Annotated in this window: 13 protein-coding genes; 8 read left to right on the top strand and 5 right to left on the bottom strand. The window is 72.3% G+C overall.

The window, feature by feature from the left end; all coding sequences use genetic code 11:
- The first annotated feature begins 137 nt into the window (after positions 1 to 137).
- The 3 genes from ACH4D5_RS17925 (at position 138) to ACH4D5_RS17915 (ending at position 2,573) form a co-directional block, all read left to right on the top strand.
- A complete protein-coding gene (locus tag ACH4D5_RS17925; RefSeq protein ID WP_362999208.1) occupies positions 138 to 902 on the top strand; it encodes a GPP34 family phosphoprotein in 765 nt (254 codons plus the stop codon).
- Positions 903 to 1,273: 371 nt separating this feature from the next.
- Complete coding sequence (locus ACH4D5_RS17920; protein ID WP_362999209.1) at positions 1,274 to 2,131, top strand: helix-turn-helix transcriptional regulator; 858 nt, start codon at positions 1,274 to 1,276, stop codon at positions 2,129 to 2,131.
- A gap of 232 nt (positions 2,132 to 2,363) precedes the next feature.
- On the top strand, positions 2,364 to 2,573 hold the full coding sequence (locus ACH4D5_RS17915) for a DUF397 domain-containing protein (RefSeq protein ID WP_398303242.1): 210 nt from the start codon (positions 2,364 to 2,366) through the stop codon (positions 2,571 to 2,573).
- Between the two features lie 169 nt (positions 2,574 to 2,742).
- Here the strand turns inward: ACH4D5_RS17915 and ACH4D5_RS17910 are convergent, their stop codons facing one another.
- Positions 2,743 to 3,582 (bottom strand): hypothetical protein, encoded by an 840-nt coding sequence (locus ACH4D5_RS17910; RefSeq protein ID WP_398303240.1) that lies wholly within the window; start codon positions 3,580 to 3,582, stop codon positions 2,743 to 2,745.
- A 109-nt stretch (positions 3,583 to 3,691) separates the two neighbouring features.
- Between ACH4D5_RS17910 and ACH4D5_RS17905 the strand changes: the two genes are divergently transcribed.
- Together ACH4D5_RS17905 and ACH4D5_RS17900 are read left to right on the top strand one after the other, a co-directional pair.
- A complete protein-coding gene (locus ACH4D5_RS17905; RefSeq protein ID WP_398303238.1) occupies positions 3,692 to 4,486 on the top strand; it encodes an SDR family oxidoreductase in 795 nt (264 codons plus the stop codon).
- Positions 4,487 to 4,776: 290 nt separating this feature from the next.
- Positions 4,777 to 6,357: a sodium:solute symporter family protein gene (locus ACH4D5_RS17900; protein WP_398303236.1), complete on the top strand. Its 1,581-nt coding sequence runs from the start codon at positions 4,777 to 4,779 to the stop codon at positions 6,355 to 6,357.
- 258 nt (positions 6,358 to 6,615) lie between these two features.
- Here the strand turns inward: ACH4D5_RS17900 and ACH4D5_RS17895 are convergent, their stop codons facing one another.
- Positions 6,616 to 8,115 (bottom strand): MFS transporter, encoded by a 1,500-nt coding sequence (locus tag ACH4D5_RS17895; RefSeq protein WP_398303234.1) that lies wholly within the window; start codon positions 8,113 to 8,115, stop codon positions 6,616 to 6,618.
- 150 nt (positions 8,116 to 8,265) lie between these two features.
- On the opposite strand from ACH4D5_RS17895, the gene ACH4D5_RS17890 reads away from it, so the two are divergent.
- A complete protein-coding gene (locus ACH4D5_RS17890; RefSeq protein WP_398303232.1) occupies positions 8,266 to 8,694 on the top strand; it encodes a MarR family winged helix-turn-helix transcriptional regulator in 429 nt (142 codons plus the stop codon).
- A 16-nt stretch (positions 8,695 to 8,710) separates the two neighbouring features.
- Here ACH4D5_RS17890 and ACH4D5_RS17885 read toward each other — a convergent pair whose 3' ends face one another.
- From ACH4D5_RS17885 to ACH4D5_RS17875, 3 genes are all read right to left on the bottom strand, one after another.
- Positions 8,711 to 9,829 carry an ADP-ribosylglycohydrolase family protein gene (locus ACH4D5_RS17885; RefSeq protein ID WP_398303230.1) on the bottom strand — a complete coding sequence of 373 codons (1,119 nt, stop codon included), beginning with the start codon at positions 9,827 to 9,829 and terminating at the stop codon, positions 8,711 to 8,713.
- A 187-nt stretch (positions 9,830 to 10,016) separates the two neighbouring features.
- On the bottom strand, positions 10,017 to 13,418 hold the full coding sequence (locus ACH4D5_RS17880; RefSeq protein WP_398303228.1) for a tetratricopeptide repeat protein: 3,402 nt from the start codon (positions 13,416 to 13,418) through the stop codon (positions 10,017 to 10,019).
- A 49-nt stretch (positions 13,419 to 13,467) separates the two neighbouring features.
- Positions 13,468 to 15,864, bottom strand: a complete 2,397-nt coding sequence (locus tag ACH4D5_RS17875) for a tetratricopeptide repeat protein (protein WP_398303226.1) — start codon at positions 15,862 to 15,864, stop codon at positions 13,468 to 13,470.
- A 182-nt stretch (positions 15,865 to 16,046) separates the two neighbouring features.
- Here ACH4D5_RS17875 and ACH4D5_RS17870 point away from each other — a divergent pair, with 182 nt between their 5' ends.
- On the top strand, positions 16,047 to 17,477 hold the full coding sequence (locus ACH4D5_RS17870) for an FG-GAP-like repeat-containing protein (RefSeq protein WP_398303224.1): 1,431 nt from the start codon (positions 16,047 to 16,049) through the stop codon (positions 17,475 to 17,477).
- A 62-nt stretch (positions 17,478 to 17,539) separates the two neighbouring features.
- Positions 17,540 to 18,946 carry an FG-GAP-like repeat-containing protein gene (locus ACH4D5_RS17865; RefSeq protein WP_398303222.1) on the top strand — a complete coding sequence of 469 codons (1,407 nt, stop codon included), beginning with the start codon at positions 17,540 to 17,542 and terminating at the stop codon, positions 18,944 to 18,946.

The raw sequence follows: 18,946 nt of genomic DNA, 5'->3' as shown, positions 1-18,946 counted from the left end.
TGTCCTGTGTGAGGGCTTAACCCCCGTGGTAGACGAGAACGACATACCTACTGGTTCCCGTACATCCCGCCCACGCGCTCTCGACAGACCAATGTGAGAGGGGTCACCCTGTCATTCATCCACGCGGGGAGGCATGGATGGGCAGGAGCCGCAGAACAATTCCGGAGGAGCTTCTGCTGCTCGCTTTGGACCCGGCCACGGGCACCACAGCGCAGCCGCAGTCGCTCGACCTCGGTCTGGCCGGAGCACAGCTAGTGGAGCTGGCGCTGGCCGGACGGATAGCCCCAGACGGGGATCGTATCGCCGTGGTGATGCCACGGCCGACCGGAGATCCGACATTGGACTCCGCACTGGAACTGCTGCGCAGGCGCGGCAGCCCGGTCCGGGCGGTCCACTGGATCGGCGGGCCCCGACTGGGGCTCCGCCAGACGTACCTCTCGCACCTGGAGCGGTGCGGCATGGTTCATGCCGTGGCGGGCCAGATGTGCGGGGTGCTGCCGACGACGCGCTACCAAGCGACGGAGACGGCCATCAGCCGGGAAATCAGGTCCCGGCTCGATTCGGCGATCCGCACCGGTGTACCGCCGGACCCGCGGACCGCCGCGCTCGCCGCCCTGGCCCACGCGGTCGGTCTCGGCAAGCATCTGTACCCGGGGAACGAGGGGCGTTCATCGCGCTCCCGGCTCCGGGACCTCATCAGGCACGACCCCATGGGCGGCCTCGTGGCGCACGCCGTGATGGACGTCCAGAACGGCGTGGCGGCTCAGCCGCGCCGCAGCGCCGCACCGGCGGGTCCCCAGGGACCGGGCGGTGGCCGGCAACCGGCCAGGGCGACAGCGGACCCCGGCGGGGTGCCGATGCAGCCGCGCCGCGGATCCATGGCACGCGCCGTCGCTCACTGAGCACGGCTCGGCACCGTCTCGTCACGCGCACCACGAGTACGACACCACGCACCACCAGCACGTAACCACGCACCACCATCGCGCAACCGCTCAGCACCACCCGTATCAGCGCCGCACCGCAGTCCCCCAGACCCGGTTCGGGAGCCGCTGAGCCGCGCGGGGAGTGGCACCGGACCGTCCGGACGACGACACCCCGGTGCCACCGCCCCGCGCGGCCGCACGTCTTCGGCGCCGCAGGGCCGCACCCTTCGCACATCCGCCCGCACGTTCGCATCATCCGCTGTTTCCCAGCGGTGCCGGCCTCGTTGGTGGCACTCTGCTGAGCAGTAGATACGCAAAGTAGAGGCAGGCAAGCCGGAGGTGCACGTCCCGTGGCGTCCAATGTCAATCCCACTGTCAGGCGACGCCGGTTGGGCCAGGAGCTCCGTCGGCTCCGCGAGCTCAAGGGCATGACGGCCGAGGAGGTCGCCGAGCGCCTGCTCGTCTCGCAGTCGAAGATCAGCCGCCTGGAGAACGGCCGCCGCTCGATCAGCCAGCGCGACGTCCGCGATCTGTGCGGTGTCTACGAGGTGGAGGACCACCGGGTCGTCGACTCGCTCATGCAGATGGCCAAGGACTCGCGCCAGCAGGGCTGGTGGCACTCCTTCGGCGACATCCCCTACAGCGTGTACATCGGCCTGGAGACGGACGCCGCGTCCCTGCGCGTGTACGACCCGCAGGTCGTCCCCGGTCTGCTCCAGACCCGCGCGTACGCGGAGGCGCTGATCACCGGCGCGCTCCCGGAGACCACGCCGACCGACATCGAGAAGCGCGTCCAGGTGCGCATGCGCCGTCAGGAGCGCATCGCGGCGCCGGACAATCCGCTGCGCCTGTGGACCGTCCTCGACGAGTCGGCGCTGCGCCGCGTCGTCGGCTCCCGGCATCTGATGCGCGACCAGCTGGAGCATCTCGTCGAGCAGTCCCAGCTGCCGCACGTGACGGTTCAGGTGATCCCCTTCGAGATGGGCGCGCACCCGGGGCTCAACGGCCAGTACGCGATCCTGGAGTTCCCCGACGCCGCCGACTCCAGCGTCGTCTACATCGAGGGCGTCACCAGCGACCTGTACCTGGAAAAGGCGAACGACGTCCAGCAGTACAGCGTCATGTACGAGCATCTGCGGGCCCAGGCGCTCAACGTCGACCAGTCCAGACAGCTCATCGCGGACATCGCGAAGGACTACGCCCGCTGAGGGCCGCGGTCACTGATTTCCGGGCCTTTCCGAGGGAAGCGCCGCACGGTACACCCTGGCCCGGCCGGTGCGTAAGACCCCACTGGAATATGCCATCCGGTTGAGTGAACGATCCCTTCACGCCACGATGTTGGCGAGTAGCGTCATTCACGCCATCGAGCAAGAGCGTTGGCGCCGCCACCGCAGAGTTTGCGGCGGCAGCTACTCATCGACTGGAAAAACCGGAGCGAACATGGCGATTCAGCAAGGTACTTCGCACACGTGGGTCAAGTCCTCCTACTCCACCGGAAACGGCGCGTGCGTCGAGGTCAAGTCCCCCGTGCGGCACGGGATCTCCGTGCGCGACTCCAAGGTCGTCGAGGGCCCGGTCCTCGCCTTCCCCGCCGAGTCGTGGAACGCGTTCGTCAGCGAGGTGAGCCGGGGGGCTGCCGGGCTCGCGTGAGACGACTGCGCACACCAGCGAAGCACCAGAAGGAACAACCGCATAGGCAGTACCGCACAAGCAGTTCCGTAGTGAGCCCTCTCGACTGGCCCGCCGTCCCGGCCGAGGGGGCTCGGCTCTGCCCCCGGCCCGCGTCCGGTCCGGCGCGGGGCTCCGGCGCGGGACCCCGTCAGCGCAACGCGTCGACGTAGGTGTCCGTGCCCGGCACCGTCGGAATGAACGGCGCGACCAGCTCCACCCGCCCGAGCCCCGACTCCGCCACCGCCTCGTCGCGCCCGGTGAAGTGCGCCTCCCAGCACTCCCGCGGGTCTTCCGCCAGGAACCACAGCAGCGTCAGCCGGGTGTCCACACCCTCGACCTGTTTCACGTACGTCATGCGGTCCCCCGGCAGCGGTGTCGGCCGGAACAGCGTGACCATCGCGGCGGGCGAGCCGGCGAGGGCGCGCGGCAGGTGCCGGGACCGCAGCCACTCCAGCAGTTCGGCCCGCTCCTGCGGCCCTTCGGCGTCGATGACTTCGAGGACGAGGCCGCGGTACGGATGGTCGAGCGCGTGGAAGTCGCGCGGTCCCGCCGCGCCGTCCCGGTAGACGGTCGCCTCGTGGTCCTGGAAGGCGGTGAAGACGTGCGTGCGGTCCTGGTAGACCCGGCCGTCGCGGTTGAGCCGCTTGTTGATGCCGACGGTCCACTTCATGTGGTCGTCGTAGCGGCCGTCCGTCACCCAGTACGTGGAGAGGTAGCACCCCGCGGTGACCGGCTCGGCCACCGCGGACTTGGCGGGGTAGCGCAGGAGCTGGAGCTCGCGCGTGGCCACCCAGCGGCGCCCCGCGTACATCCAGGGCATGGCCATCGCGCCGGCGTAGTAGTGATCGTCCTCGTACCAGCGGTTGTACGCGAACTCGTGCCCCGGGTGCGGTTCGACCATGGTGATCAGGGCGTGCCCCGGGTGCACGCCGTAGGGTCCGACCGCGGCCAGCTCGGCGTAGACATCGCTCCGGGTCTCCTCGCTCATGCCTCTCCCTGCCTTCCTCTTCAGACCTCTTCCGTTCTCTTCCGTCCTCCGGCGTGCGCCCATACTCTGACGCCCCGTCAGTAAAACTGCCAGAGCCGGGAGGCGCCCCATGCCGTCGTCGCTCCTCGAAGGGAAGACCGTCGTCGTCTCGGGCGTCGGCGCCGGGCTCGGCCACCAGGTCGCGGCGGCCGTCGTGCGCGACGGCGGAAACGCCGTGCTCGGGGCGCGCACGGAGGCGAACCTCGCCAAGTGCGCCGCGGAGGTCGACCCGGAGGGCGCGCACACCGCGTACCGGGCGACGGACATCACCGACGAGGAGCAGTGCGAGGCTCTCGCGGCGCTGGCCCGCGACCGGTTCGGCGGGATCGACGCGGTGGCTCATGTCGCCGCCTGGGACAGCCACTTCGGCGGACTGGAGGACGCGGACTTCGCCACCTGGCAGCAGGTCCTCGACGTCAATCTGCTGGGCACCCTGCGCATGACGCGCGCCTGCCTGGGCGCGCTCAGGGAGCGGCGGGGCGGTTCGGTGGTCATCATCGGCACGCAGTCGGCGATCGCGGCGCCCTCGCAGGTGCGGCAGGCCGCGTACGCGGCGTCGAAGGGGGCGCTGACCTCGGCGATGTACTCGCTGGCGCGGGAGGTGGGGCCGGACCGGATCCGGGTCAACACGGTGCTGCCGGGGTGGATGTGGGGGCCGCCGGTGGAGGCGTACGTGCGGTTCGCCTCGCAGAGCGAGGGGGTCTCCGAGGCGGAGGTCCGGGGGCGGCTCGTCTCCCGGATGGCGCTTCCGGATCTGGCGACGGACGGGGATGTCGCGGACGCGGTGGTCTTCCTTGCGTCCGATCGGGCTCGGGCCATCACGGGGCAGTCACTGTTGGTCAATGCGGGGGAGATCATGCGGTAGGGCTCTTTGCCTGCGGGTCCGCTTGGGCTGGTCGCGCCCACGCGGTGGAACCGCACATGTAACAGCCTCGCGCCCCTTAGAGGGGCCCCAAAAAGGGGCCCCTTTTTGCATGCCCCGCACCTCACCTCTACACATACATGAACGAGGATCAGCTAACCGAACGATTTTACTTGCCCTTGACCTTCCGTACCGTTGTCGCCGCCGGGCGCCCGAACCCACGATGAGCGGGCACTTCTGGGCCGCTCTCGTCGTCATCGGCCCGTTCACCAGGCGGACCCCTGGAGGGCCATATGAACAGTCTCGACTGGGCCGTGCTCATCGGCTACTTCGGCGTGATGGTCGCGATCGGCGTCTGGTCCCACAAGCGGGTCGACAACGTCAGCGACTTCTTCACCGCCGGCGGCAAGATGCCCTGGTGGCTGTCCGGCATCTCGCACCACATGTCGGGCTACAGCGCGGTGATGTTCACCGGGTACGCGGGCATCGCGTACACCTACGGCGTGACGTCCTTCGTCACCTGGTCCTTCCCGATCGCGCTCGGCATCGCCATCGGCGCGCGGCTCTTCGCTCCCCGCATCAACCGGCTGCGCTCACGGCTGCACGTCGCCTCCCCGCTGGAGTATCTGAAGAACCGCTACGACCTCAAGACCCAGCAGGCGCTTGCCTGGTCCGGCATGCTGCTGAAGATCGTGGACGTGGGCGCGAAGTGGGCCGCCATCGCGACGCTGCTCTCCGTCTTCACCGGCGTCTCCCTCAACCAGGGCATCCTCATCACCGGCGTGATCACGGCGATCTACTGCACCATCGGCGGGCTGTGGGCCGACGCGCTCACCGAGCTGGGGCAGTTCGTGATCCAGCTCCTGGCCGGCATCGCGATGTTCGTCGCCGTGGTGATGGAGCTGAACGACATGGGCATCGGCTTCTTCGGCGCCTGGGACGAGCCGGCGCTGCAGGGCCACGAGAAGCCGCTCGTCGGCCCGTACGGCACGGTGTTCCTGCTCGCGTTCCTCTTCATCAAGCTCTTCGAGTACAACGGCGGCATGCTCAACCAGGCACAGCGCTACATGGCGACCGCCAACGCGAAGGAGGCCGCTCGCTCGGCCAAGCTCTCGGCGATCCTCTGGCTGGTCTGGCCCGTGGTGCTGTTCTTCCCCATGTGGATGTCGCCGCTCCTGGTGGAGTCGGAGAAGGCCGACGGCTCGGACTCGTACGGCCTGATGACTGAACAACTGCTGCCGCACGGGCTGTTGGGGCTGGTCATCGTCGGCTTCTTCTCGCACACCATGGCCATGTGCTCCTCCGACGCGAACGCCATCGCGGCCGTGTTCACGCGGGACTGTGCGCCGGTGGTGTCGGCGAGGGCGCGCGCCTGGAACGAGCGTTCCGGGCTGATCGCGGCGCGGGTCACGACGGTGGTGTTCCTCGGGTTGTCCATGGCGGCGGCCACGCAGGTCAATTCACCCGCGTTCGGGGACATCATCACTGTCGTGATCAAGTGGGTCGCCGGGCTGATGGGCCCGATGGCGATCCCGATGATGCTGGGGCTGCTGCGGCCGTTCCGCCGCTCCGGGCCGACGGCGGCGCTCACGAGCTGGTCTCTTGGCCTACTCGCCTTCTGGCTGGTCAACTACCCGATCAGCTGGAACATCGAGGGCGGCGTGCCGCTCCAGTACCAGGTGTCCATTCCGTTGGCGGTGTCCCTCGTCCTGTACATCCTCATCGGCTACCTCAAGCCGGAGGACACGCCTGAGCGGGATGCGCTCATCGAGCGCATCAACACGGACGACGACGGCGGATCGCCGGGGGCGGCCGCTGTGCCCACTCCTGCGGAGGCGCGGGACGGCGCGGTGGCGGCGCCGTCCAAGGACTGACGTACGCCCCGTAGGGGCGCGGGGAACTGCGCGCTCAGCACGCGGCTGCGGCTCTTCTGTGGTTGCTCGCGCAGTTCCCCGCGCCCCTGAAGGAGCCTCCGCCCCCCGGCACGTTCCAGCGCCGCCCCCGAAGGGGCGCGGGGAACTGCGCGGCCAGCCACGCGAAAAGCCGCAGCCGCATCTGCGGGGATCCCGGCAGATGCGGCTGCGGCTTTGTTGTGGTTGCTCGCGCCGTTCCCCGCGCCCCTTGAGGGGCGATCAGACCCCGGCGCGTTCCGGGGCGGCCACCGGAGAGGGGGACTCTGCGAGCTTTCGCAGGGGCTGGGTGCGCGGGGCGTGGTGGCGGGTGAGGCCGGCCAGGGCCACCGCGACGACCAGGACGAACGCCGCGCCGGCGATGGCGAAGCTCAGGGTGAACTGGCTTTCCTGCGGGAGCGCGGGCATCCCGGCCGGCAACGCGATCGTCTTCGACGCGAGCAGCGACGTGATCATCGCGCTGGCGACGGCGCTGCCGACGGAGCGGGAGATGGAGTTGATGCCGTTGGCGATGCCCGTCTGGTGGGCCGGGACGCTGGCGACGATGAGCGCCGGCATCGAGGCGTAACCGAAGCTGATGGCCAGGCCGATGACCATGCCCGCCCCGATGACGGAGGCACTGGTGCCGTGCGCCAGGGTCAGCCAGGCGAAGCCGGCCACGCCGAACGCGGCGCCGACGGCGAGCGTGACGCGGGCCCCGATGCGACGGACCAGGATGCCGCCGAACTGCGCGGCGACGAGCGAGACGACCGTGGTCGGCAGGAGGTAGACGACGGAGGCGTCGAGCACCGAGGCGCCGAAGCCGTACCCGGCCAGCTCCTCGGGCATCTGGACGAGGTACGAGACGCCGATGAACTGGGCGAACATCGCGAAGCCGAGCAGCAGTCCGGCCAGGTTGGTGAAGAGGACCGGGCGGTGGGCGAACATCTTCATGTCGACCATCGGCTCCTTGACCTTCAGCTCGGCAAGGACCCACACGACGGCCATGACGACCGCGCCCGCGAAGGCACCGAGGGTGCGGCCGGAGGTCCAGCCCCACTCGTGGCCCTGCGAGATCGGCAGGAGGAGCAGGACGAGCAGCAGTGCCAGCGTGCCCGCGCCCAGCCAATCGGTGCGGCCGCCGGTCTTCGAGCGTGAGGCGGGGACCACGGTCACCACGCCGATGAGGGCCACCACGGCGAGTACGACCGCGAGCCAGAACACCCGGTGGTAGTCGGGGTCGGACCCCTGGGTCAGCAGGCCGGCGCCCACCAGGGCGAGGCCGCTGCCGAACGCGAGGGTGCCGCTGACCAGCGCCATGGCGCCGGGCAGCTTGGCCGGCCGGATCTCCTCGCGGAGCACGGAGAGCGCGAGCGGGAAGATCGCGGTGGCGGCGCCCTGCATGACCCGGCCGACGATGAGCCAGGTCAGGGACGTCGTGGTGGCGGCGAGCACGGAGCCCGCGATCATCACGAGGAGCACGCCGACGAGAGTCGGCTTCTTGCCGTGCTGGTCACCGAAGCGGCCGAGCAGCGGGGTGAAGACGGCGGCGGAGAGCAGGGTGGCGGTGGTCACCCAGCTGACGCCTGACGTGGTGGCGTCCAGGTCGTGCTGGATGATCGACAGGATCGGGACGACCAGCGTCTGCATCATCGAGACGACCATGGCGGCGAGGCCGAGCACCAGGACGAGGGCGGTCTGCCCGGTGGGTTTCGGCGGGGCCGCGTGGTGTGCGTGGGACACGGTGACTTCTTCTCTCCGACTGCTCGGCCAGGGGCCCGGCCGGCTGCTCAACTACTTAAGAATCTCGATACTTGAGTACGTCAAGTAACGTATAAGAAGGTAAGCCTCAATATTTGAGATCGTCAAGTTTCATGGCGTAAGGTGGCTCACATGTCTGGAACTCCCCGCGTCGACACGGCTCAGCTCATGGAGCTGCTTGCGGTCTCCCTCGGCACCTATTACGGAGACTTCACGGAGGCGGCGGCGCGTGAGAACCTCACCGCGAGCCAGGGCAAGACGCTGAGCGTGCTGCGCCGGCGGCCCGCGGCGATGCGGGAGCTGGCCCGGACGCTGTCCTGCGACGCCTCGAACGTGACGGGGATCATCGACCGCCTGGAGAAGCGCGGCCTGGTGCACCGGGAGCCGAGCCCCACGGACCGCCGCGTGAAGAACGTGGTCCTGACCCCCGAGGGCGAGCGTGCCGTCGACGCGATCCGCGCCAACATGCACACCACGCAGGCCGGCCTCGCCGCGCTGGACGACACCGAGCGCGCCACCCTCCACGACCTCCTGAGCCGCACCTTCGAGGCCGGTCAGTAGTCCTGCGGCCCCCGGGTCACGCCCGCGGGTAGCGCGCCAGCCAGCCCGGCGACGAGAGCGCGGGCCCGTGCAGCGCGGGGCCCTGGGTCATCTCCATCGCGAAGTCGTCCGCCAGCTCCAGGATCGTGGGCCGGCCCTCCAGCTCCGTGAGCCACCCCGGCGGCAGCGCGGTCTCCCCGTGCAGCGCGCCGAGCAGCGCCCCGCACAGTGCGCCGCAGGCCGCCGAAGGGCCGCCGTGGTTCACGGCGAGCCGCAGCCCGTGCCGGATGTCCTCGCCGACCAGGGCGCAGTACACGGCGCCGGCCAGCACCCCCTCCGCCGTGCCGTCCGCCAACAGCTCCGTCACGCGCGCGGGCGTCGGCATGCCCTGCCGCACGGCGCCCAGCGCGTGCCGGAGCGCGTCCGTGACGGGCAGGTGTCCCGGGCGGGTGGCGAGGAGCGCGAGGCACCGCTGGATCGCTCCGTCGAGGGACTCCCCGCGGGCGAGCCCGTGCACGATGACGGTGTGGGCGCCCGCCGCGAGGTAGGCGGTGGGGTGGCCGTGCGTCTGGGCGGCGCCCTCGACGGCGAGCTGCAGCACGAGCTGTGGGTCCCAGCCGACGAGGAGGCCGATGGGCGCGGATCTGACGGCGGCCTCGGCGCCGCGCTCCTCGGGGTTCTTGGGGGCGTCGAGGGTGCCCATGGTCGCGTCGCCGAGTCCGACGAGGCAGGCGCGGGACGGGTCGCGCCGCGAGTACAGCCACTCCTCGCGGGCCAGCCAGCCGTCCTCCTTGCGCCGTTCGTCCGGGCCCCAGTCGCTCTGGGTGGCGGCCCAGCGGCGGTAGGCGCGGTGCAGGTCGGTCGGCGGGTGCCAGGCGCCGGTGTCGCGCCGCACCTGGGCGCGTATGAGCCCGTCGACGGTGAAGAGGGTGAGCTGGGTGACCGCGGTGACGGCACCGCGGCGGCCGTGCGCGGGGGCCGGCTCGGTGAGCCCGTCGGCGCCGTGCGCCTCGCGAATCGCGTCGAGGGAGAGCCCGTCGACGGGCGCGCCCAGGGCGTCGCCGACGGCGGCCCCGAGGAGCGTGCCGCGCACCCGGCTCCGGAAGTCCTGCTGCTCGGCGCGGCCCCAGACACCGGTGGCTGCTGCGGTACCCACGCGGGTCTCCCTCCCTGCGGTGACGTGCGGTGACGTCCCTCGTCGCGCCTCGAGCGTCGCGCCTCGACCGGTTGCGACTGCGCAGCACTGTAATCGAACAGGAACGGTCGCTTCAGGCACCAAGTGGTATGCGAGGAGTCGCCCTTGAGGTCGCTTTTGAGCGACGTTCACGCGAGCTTCGCAGCCGCTACGGAACCCCGGTGTTCCCGGCACCTACGGGTGCGGTGCGGACGGGTTCCGCGTGCTGGGCACGGAAGGCGTCCCGCGCCGCGGTGAGGCGGGCGAGGCGGGGTGCCAGGCGGGTGGGGTCGACGGCCGGGGACAGGGAGAGATTCGTCAGGTGGGAGACCATCTCGGCCAGGTCGTCCCACTCCAGCTCCGGCAGGACCGGGCCGAGGACACGGGCGAGGCGGGTGTCCGCCGTGGCCCAGTCGCCCCTGGCCAGCGCGGCCAGGGCGTGGCCGTAGTCCCGCCAGGCCGGGTCCGCGGCCGGGGTCTCGACCAGTTCGGTGAACCTGTGCCACAGGGGCCCGGCGGCGGCCGTGTCCCCGGCGCAGGTCTCCACGACGGCGAGCAGCACGGTGCCGACCTCGTCGTCGACCGCGCGCAGGCGCCGCGCGGCCGCCCGGGCGGGCGCCCACAGGCCCGCCCGGCAGTACACCTGCGCCAGCTCCTCCGCGCCGTCGTCTTCACCCGTGTCCCCGCTCGTCTCCCCGCTCACCGCCTCGGGCGGCAGCGCGGCGAGCGCCCCGGTCACGTCGCCCAGCCACAGGTGCAGTTCGGCGGTCCGCAGGCGGGCCCACGTCGCGTCCTCGCCCTTCTCGGCGTAGGCCGCGAGGTCGGCCAAGGCCCGATCGGTCCTGCCGGTGGCCAGCGCGAGCCTGATCCGGGAGAACAGGGCCCAGGTGAAGCCCGGGTCCAGCTCGACGGCACGGTCCAGGGCGGCGAACGCCTCGTCGTAGCGCCGCAGCCGGTGCAGGGTGACGCCCCGGCGGCAGAGCGCCGCCCCGTACACGGGGTCCAGTTCGAGCGCCCGGTCCAGGTCGACGAGGGCCTGTTCGTACCGCTTGAGGGCGAAGAGCGTCTCGGCGCGGCGGTAGTGCATCCAGTCGGAGTCGGGGGACAGTTCGAGCGCCCGGTCCTCGTCCGCGAGGGCCCGCTCGTACTCCCCCATGTCGTGCAGCAGCATGCCGCGGCGGGCCCGCACCCAGGCGTGGTCCGGGTCGTGCTCCACGACCGTGTCGAGGTCGGCGAGCGCCTCGGGGAGCCGGCCCACATGGTGCCGGGACACGCCGCGGCCCGCGTACGCCGACCAGTTCTCGGCGTCGAGTTCGATCGCCCTGTCGTAGTCCGCCAGGGAGTCCCGCTGACGGCCCGCCGAGCGGAGGACGTCGGCCCGGCTCCAGACGACCCAGCTCGATTCGGGGCTCAGTTCGACGGCGCGGTCGCAGTCCGCGACGGCCTGGTCGTACTCGTCGCGGTGGGCCCGCACGGCGGCCCGGAAGACCAGCGCCCACGCGTAGTCCGGCATGAGCCGCAGGGCGCGGTCGAGGTCGGCCAGGGCCTCCTCGTGCCGCCCCAGCGCGTAGTGGGCGGTGCCCCTGCTGCCCAGCGCCTCCCCGTCCGACGGGTCGAGCTCCAGCGCGCGGTCCAGGTCCTGGACGGCCTCTTCGAAGCGGCTCAGGACACGGCGGACCTCGCCCCGCATCGCGTAGTTCCTGGCGTCCTGCGGCGCGAGCTCCACCGCACGGTCGAGGGCGGCGAGAGCGGCCTCCTCCTCGTCCATGTACCAGTAGGTGACGCCCTTTCCGTAGTACGCCCGCTCCTGCTCGGGATCCAGCGCGATGGCCCGGTCGTACTCGGCGAGCGCCTCGGCGTGCGCGCCGCTCTCCCGCAGATCACGGCCCCGGACCAGCCACGCGAACGCCTCGTCCCGGGCGTCGAACCCCGCGCGCTCGATGAGGAGTCGCAGGGCGGCGGGGCCGCCGCCGTCCGCCAGCGCCCGCAGCAGGTCGCGGCCCCACCCCCCGACCGGCGCGGACTCCGTGTCCTCGCCCGCGTCCACGAGCAGCTGCGCCCACCGCCTGGCCACCGCCGCGTCCGCGTCGCACGCGTCGACGACGTCCCGCAGGACGACCGGGAGCGCGCTGCGGGGCGCCCCGCACAGCAGGTGGTACGACTCGGCGAGCCGCAGCTCACGCCACTGCTCGTCGCCCCAGCACTCGTGCGGCGTGGGGCCAGGCTCGGCCTCCGCGCGCCAGCCCGCGTACGTCTGTGCGAGCAGGCCGTGCAGTTCGGCCCAGCCGCGCGGCGACCGGTGCCGCTGCAGGCGCAGCATCGGTGCGCGCACCACGTCGTGGTACTGCAGCCGGTCGCCCCGGTCGCTCACGAACGGCAGGCCCCGCAGCCAGGCGAAGACGCCCGGCACGTCCGCCGCCGCGCACACGCCGTCGACCGCCGCCGCGACCACGTCCGCGTCGAGCCGGCTCGGCAGCGCGCACGCCAGGGCGGCGGCGCGGCGCACCGGGTCCTGCTCCCACTTCAGGAAGCGCTCCACGGCTGTCGCGCTCGGGTCGCCCACGTCGTCCGGGTCGGCGGGACGGTTCTCGGCCAGGGTGGAGACGAGGACGGGGAGGCCGCCCGAGAGCCGCAGGACTTCTTCGACGACCGGTTCCGCGACCACGCCCTTGCCCGCGAGGAGCCCGCGGGACTCCTCTTCGGTGAAGGGGCCGAGCGGGACGTCCGCCATGTAGTCCGCGTAGCCGCCCCAGCGTGCGGTGTCGAAGGGCTGCTGGCCCGCGGTGACCACGACGACCTTGGCGGGCAGCGCGCCGTGCCGCTCCGTCGTCATCACCTCGTGCAGCCAGCCGTCGAGGAACGGTGCCGTCCGTTCGTACGTGTCGAAGAACAGGACGATCCACGGCACCGACTTCGAGGCCTGCGCCAGCTCCTTCAGGAGGACCGGGGTGAGGACGCGCTCCGGGGAGAGGACCAGCTGGACGTCCTCCTGGTTGCGGAAGCGCGCGCTGAGGCCGGCCCGCAGCCGGTCAGCGCCCTGCGCGAGCTGCGCCGGGTCGACCGCTCCCGCGAGGGCGCCGACGCCGGGCACCATGCCGAGCCCGACGAGGCTCGCGCGGGCCGCCGTCAGGCCGGCCGCGGACGGGGCGGGCGGCGCCGGGGCCTCACCGGGCGCGGGCGGGGGCGCGACCGGCATCGAGTCCGCTTCGTGGCGGCGCTCGCGGTGGGTGGTGAGCAGCTGGTCGAGGTCCTTCGACCGGCGGCCCTGGCGGGCGAACTCGGCGCTGATCGCGGCCATCGCCTCGGGGACGCTGCTCACCCGCTCGTCGACGTACGCGGTCAGGGCGCCGCGCTCGCGGGAGAGCTGCGCCAGCTCGTGGACCAGGGACGTCTTGCCGACGCCGGCGTTGCCGTGGACGTGGAAGAGGAAGCGGTGGCGCAGGTCGGCGGGCGGCACGTCGAAGTTCTCCCGGAACGCGGCCAGTTCACCGCGGCGTCCGATGAACCCGGCCCGCCCCCTGCGGCGTATCAGCTCCTGCATGGACGGCTCGTCCGCGTCGGCCGACGCCATCGGAATCCCCCCGTTCCGCACGGTCGTGTACCCCTGCCAGTCTCCCCCGTCAGCCCGCGTCCGTCCCCAGGATCCGCTCCTTCTGTTCCCGCGCCCACCCGTACTCGGGGTTGATCCGCAGCGCCTCGTCGAGGGAGGCGAGTGCCGCGTCCGTGCGGCCGAGGGCCTCCAGGGACAGGGCCCTGCTGCCCCACGCCCACGCGTAGCCGGGGTCGAGGGCGATCGCGGTGTCGTAGGCGGCGACGGCTTCCTCGTGGCGGTCCGCGAAGCGCAGTATGTCGCCCCGGTCGGCGTGGCTGCCGGGCGCGTCCGGGGCGAGTTCGTGGACGCGGTCGAGGTCGGCGAAGGCGCCCGCCAGGTCGCCGACGGACTGCCTGACGCGGGCCCTGCGGGCCAGCGCCCAGGGGTAGTCGGGCCACAGGTCGATCGCCCGGTCCAGGTCGTCGAGGGCCTCGCGGGGGCGGCCGAGCACGAACTTGACCTGGCCGCGGCTGCCCAGCGTCAGCGGCTCGCGGGGGTCGAGGGCGTGCGCGCGGTCCAGCCAGGGCAGGGCCTCCTCGGGGCGGCCCATGCGGCGGTACGTCTCCCCGCGGTCCCGTGCCACCCACTCCGCGTCCGGCACCACCTCGTCGGCCGCGGCCAGGTGGTGGAGCGCCGTCTCGTACTCGCCGAGGGCGCGGTAGGTGACCGCGAGACCGTGGTGGCCCCACGGGTCTGCGGGGTAGAGGGCGACGGCGCGCTCGTGGTCGACGATGGCCTCGCGCAGCCGGCCGAGGAGGAAGAGCCGCAGACCGTGCGCGTTGTACGCGGCGACACGGCCCGCGTCGTCGAGCCCGGCGCGCGAGAGGAAGAGCTCAAGCACGCGCAGCGCGCCGAGCCGTTCGTCGGCGAGGGCCGTCCGGCAGTCGTCGGACCAGGACCGCAGCTGCTCGGCGTCCGTGTCCTCGGCGGCGTCCGCCACCGCCCGCGCCCACTCGCGGGCCACCGCCGTGTCCACGCGGCAGGCGTCGATCCCCTCGCGCAGCGCGCCGGGAAGCGTGGCGCGCGGTCCCGCGCACAGCGAGTGGTACAGCTCCTCGACGCGCAGCGCACGCCACTCCGGGCGCATCCACGGACGGCCCGGCGCACCGCGCAGCTCCTCTTCCAGTACGGCGCGCCGTCGCGCGTACAGCTCGGCGAGCCGGGTGTGGCCCGCACTCCACAGCTCGGGCGCGGTGTTGCGGCGCAGGCGCAGCATCGGGGCGCGTACGACGTCGTGGTAGCGGGCGGTGCCCCTGCGGTCGGCCCGCACGAACGGCAGGGTGCGCAGCCAGCCGTACAGCTCGGCGGGGTCGTCGTCGCCGCGGTGCGCCGCGGCCCGCACGATCTCCTCGTCGAGACGCCGGGGCAGCGCGCAGTCCAGGGCCGCCGCGCGCCGCACCGGGTCCGGCTCCCACCTCAGGAAGCGCTCGACGGCGGTGGCGCTCGGGTCGCCGACGTCGGCGGGCGCCGCGGGGCCGCTCTCGGCGAGCGTGGAGACGAGCACGGGGAGCCGCCCGGAGAGCCGCAGGACCTCGGCGACGACGGGTTCGTCGGTGACGCCCTTGGCGGCGAGCAGGCCGCGCGCCTCGGTCTCCGTGAAGGGCCGCAGCGGGAGGTCGGCGGCGAAGTCTGCCGCGTCGTCCCAGCGGTCCGGGTCGAGGGGGCGCTGCCCGGCGGTCACCACGACGACGTCGGCGGGGAGTTCGCCGTACCGGTCGGTCGTCATCACGTCGTACAGCCAGCGGTCGAGGAAGGGTGCCGTCCGCTCGTACGTGTCGAAGAGCAGCACGAGCCACGGCGCGACGTCGGCGGCGGCGGCCAGTTCCTCCAGGAGCACCGGGGTCAGCGCGCGCTCCGGCTCCAGGACCAGGTGCGCGTCCTCCTGGCTGCGGAAGCGGGCCCACAGCCGGTCCGCGCCGAGCCCGACGCGGTCCGTGTCGACGAGTCCGGCGAAGGCGCCCACGACCGGCACCATGCCGAGCCCGACGGCACCCGCCCGCGCCAGCGCCGCGCCGCCCGCCGACGGCACGTCGGGCTCGGACGGTGCGCGGGCGGCGGCCAGGACGGCTTCGTGGGTCCGCTGCCGGTGGTGGGCGAGGGCGCGCTCCAGGGACTTCAACCGCCGCCCCTGCTGGGCGAATTGCGCGGCGATCTCGGCGAGGGCGCCGGGTATGTCCGGCGCCGCGTCGTCCATGTACGCGACGAACGCGCCGCGGTCCGTGGCCAGTTGCCCCAGCTCCCGCACGAGTGACGTCTTGCCGACGCCCGCCGGGCCGTGCACATGGAAGAGGAAGCGGTGCCGCTCGTCCTCCGGCGGCAGCTCGAAGTTCTCCCGGAAGAGCCGGAGCTCCTCGCGCCGCCCGACGAAGCCCGCCCGCCGTCTGCGCCGGATGAGTTCCTGCATCGACACTCTCGTCCGCGCCATCCGGTCCCTCCCGTACTCCACGGCCCGCGGCCAGTCTCCCGCACACCCGCGCCGCGCGAGGTGAACAGCGGCAGTCGTCCGCCGAACGTCCGGATCACGTAACGGAGTTCCTGTGGTGTACAACCTCTTCTCCCGAACGCCCGTCTCCCGTTGTGTCACAGACGTTCGCCCCAGGAGGACCCGTGCCCCGCCGCACACTCATCAGCGCCATCGCCGTCGCCGCGCTGACCGCCCCGCTCGCGATCTCCGCCACCTCCGGCACCGCCGCCGCGGCCCCGCAGCCGCCCCGCACTCCGGTGACCGACTTCAACCACGACGGGTACGCCGACCTCGCGGTCGCCGCGCCCCACGGCACCGTCGACGGCGTCGAGAAGACGGGTTACGTCTCCGTCGTCTACGGCACGGCCTCCGGCTCCGGCACGGCGAAGCACCAGCTCATCAGCCGGGCCACGCCGGGCGTCCCCGGCGAGCTCGCCGGTACGTTCGCCTTCGGCTACCAGCTGATCCCCGCCGACCTGGACGGCGACGCGTACACCGACCTGCTCGTGACCGGAGGCGACGGCGACGGCAACAAGGCGACCGTCCTGTGGGGCTCCAAGGACGGCCTGACCGGCAAGGACACCCTCCTGCCGTACCGGAACTCCGAGTTCGCGACGGGCGACTTCAACGGCGACGGCAAGCGCGACCTGGTCGTCAACGACACCCCGAGCACCGACCCCGACGTCTCCGGGATGACCGTCCAGTACGGCCCGTTCACCCGTGACGGCAAGCCCGCCAAGAAGGACAGCATCACCACGGACGACGGCTCCTCCGGCCTCGCCGACTTCATCACCGGCGACCTGACGGGCGACGGCGTCGACGACATCGTCACCACGCACGGCTTCGAGGAGATGACGCACGACGCCCGCTTCTGGAAGGGCGGCAGGAGCGGTGTCGGCCACACCGCCAAGTCGCTCGGCACCGCGTACAGCGGCACCGTCGGGGACGTCGACGGCGACGGGTACGGCGACCTGATCACCCGCGACATCGGCGACGTCACCGAGGTCATCGACAGCCACCCTGGCAGCATCACCATCCAGTACGGCAGCTCCACGGGCCCGACCGACGCGCGCAAGAAGGTCATCACCCAGGCCACCGCGGGCGTCCCCGGCGCCAGTGAGGAGAACGACGCGTTCGGCGCCTCCCTCAGCGCGGGTGACGTGAACGGCGACGGCAGGGCCGAGGTCGCCGTCGGCGTCCCCGGCGAGAGCCTCGACGCGAGCACCGGCACCGGCGCGGTGGTCCTCCTCAAGGGCGCCTCCAAGGCGGACGGCGGCATGACCGGCAAGGGCGCCGTCGCCTACAACCAGACCACCGCCGGAGTTCCCGGTGTCTCCGAGTCGGGCGACGACTTCGGCCGCCAGGTGGCCCTCACCGACCTGAACAAGGACGGCAAGGCCGACCTGACCGCCACGGCCCCCGGCGAGGACGGCACCTCCCCCGACTCGGGCGCGCTGTGGAACCTCTTCGGTTCCGCGAGCGGCCTGACCACCACCGGGGCGAGCACCCTCAGCCCGGTGAAGCTCGGCGCCCCCGAGAAGGACGCCAAGTTCGGTCTGCTGCTCGGCAGCTGACCCGCACCTCACCGAACACCGCATATCGACCACTCACACGACACACGCTCTCTGGAGGACCAGTGCGCCGCTCTCTCATCGCCGCCGTGGCCGTCGCCTCGCTCTCGGCCCCGATCGCCCTCGCCACCGCGGGTTCCGCGGCGGCCGCGCCCGTACCGCCCAAGGCCCCGGTCACCGACTTCAACCACGACGGATACGCCGACCTCGCCATATCCGCTCCGGGCGGCACCGCCGGCGCCACGCCCGGCCAGGTCTCGGTCGTCTACGGCTCGGCCACGGGCCCCGACACCGCGCACGCCAAGACCATCACCCGCGGCACGCCCGGCGTGCCCGGCACCCCGGAGAACGGCGACCGGTTCGGCAACCACACGGCCGCCGCCGACCTCGACGGCGACGGCTACACCGACCTCGTCGTCAACGGCGGCGACAAGTCCGTCGTCCTGTGGGGCTCCGCCCAGGGCCTCACCGGCGAGGGATCCACCGAGCTGGCCTCCAACGGCGCGCGCGTCACCGCAGGGGACTTCAACGGCGACGGCGAGCGGGACCTCGTCACGGCCGAGTACCCGGAGCCCGAGGACCCGATGGACAACGACGACCAGGGCATGACCATCTCGTACGGCCCGTTCAAGCGCGACGGGAAGCCCGCGAGCAGCCAGCAGGTCGTCACCAGCCAGACCTTCGGCCCCGGCGACTTCGTCGTCGGCGACCTCACGGGCGACGGCGCCGACGACATCGTCACCAGCCACGGCTTCGAGGAGATGGCGTACAAGAGCCAGTTCTGGCAGGGCGGCAAGGACGGGGTGGCCACCACCTCGCAGAAGCTCGCGCCCTCGCTCGGCGGCGCGATCGCCGACGTCGACGGGGACGGCTACGGCGACCTCGTCGTCCGCGACATCGGCGACAACTTCGAGGACATGCCGTACCAGAAGGGCACGATCCTCGTCCGGTACGGCTCGGCGGACGGACCCTCGACGCGTACCGCCAAGATCACCCAGGACACCGCGGGCGTCCCCGGCGTCGGTGAGGACGGCGACGAGTTCGGCTCCTCCATCAGCGCGGGCGACGTGAACGGCGACGGCTTCGCGGACGTCGCCGTCGGCATCCCCGGCGAGGACATCGACGCGGTCGCGGACGCCGGCAGCTCCGTGCTGCTCAAGGGCTCGCGCGCCGGCCTGACCGGCACCGGCTCCCAGGCCTTCCAGCAGTCGACGGAGGGGGTGCCCGGCGCCGCCGAGAAGGGCGACAAGTTCGGCAGCCAGGTCCTGCTGTCCGACACGAACAAGGACGGCAAGGCCGACCTGACCGTGACCGCCCCGCTGGAGGACGGCGCGTACGCCGACTCGGGCGCCGCCTGGCACCTGCGCGGCGCCGCGGGCGGTCTGACCGTCACGGGCGTCACGTCCTTCGGCCCGGCGGCGATCGGCGCCAACGACAAGGGCGTCCGGTTCGGCGACCACCTGGCCCGCTGA

The sequence above is a fragment of the Streptomyces sp. NPDC018029 genome (genome assembly GCF_044327655.1).
In the GTDB taxonomy this organism is placed as follows: domain Bacteria; phylum Actinomycetota; class Actinomycetes; order Streptomycetales; family Streptomycetaceae; genus Streptomyces.
The sequence above is the reverse complement of the archived record's forward strand: the minus strand, read 5'-3'. Positions and strand labels throughout refer to the sequence as shown.

Excerpts from the sequence above, each read along its gene's own strand:
- ACH4D5_RS17905 (WP_398303238.1), top strand. The coding sequence starts at position 3,692 with ATGCCGTCGTCGCTCCTCGAAGGGAAGACCGTCGTCGTCTCGGGCGTC.
- ACH4D5_RS17915 (WP_398303242.1), top strand. The coding sequence starts at position 2,364 with ATGGCGATTCAGCAAGGTACTTCGCACACGTGGGTCAAGTCCTCCTAC.
- ACH4D5_RS17925 (WP_362999208.1), top strand. The coding sequence starts at position 138 with ATGGGCAGGAGCCGCAGAACAATTCCGGAGGAGCTTCTGCTGCTCGCT.
- ACH4D5_RS17890 (WP_398303232.1), top strand. The coding sequence starts at position 8,266 with ATGTCTGGAACTCCCCGCGTCGACACGGCTCAGCTCATGGAGCTGCTT.
- ACH4D5_RS17880 (WP_398303228.1), bottom strand. The coding sequence starts at position 13,418 with ATGGCGTCGGCCGACGCGGACGAGCCGTCCATGCAGGAGCTGATACGC.
- ACH4D5_RS17875 (WP_398303226.1), bottom strand. The coding sequence starts at position 15,864 with ATGGCGCGGACGAGAGTGTCGATGCAGGAACTCATCCGGCGCAGACGG.
- ACH4D5_RS17910 (WP_398303240.1), bottom strand. The coding sequence starts at position 3,582 with ATGAGCGAGGAGACCCGGAGCGATGTCTACGCCGAGCTGGCCGCGGTC.
- ACH4D5_RS17900 (WP_398303236.1), top strand. The coding sequence starts at position 4,777 with ATGAACAGTCTCGACTGGGCCGTGCTCATCGGCTACTTCGGCGTGATG.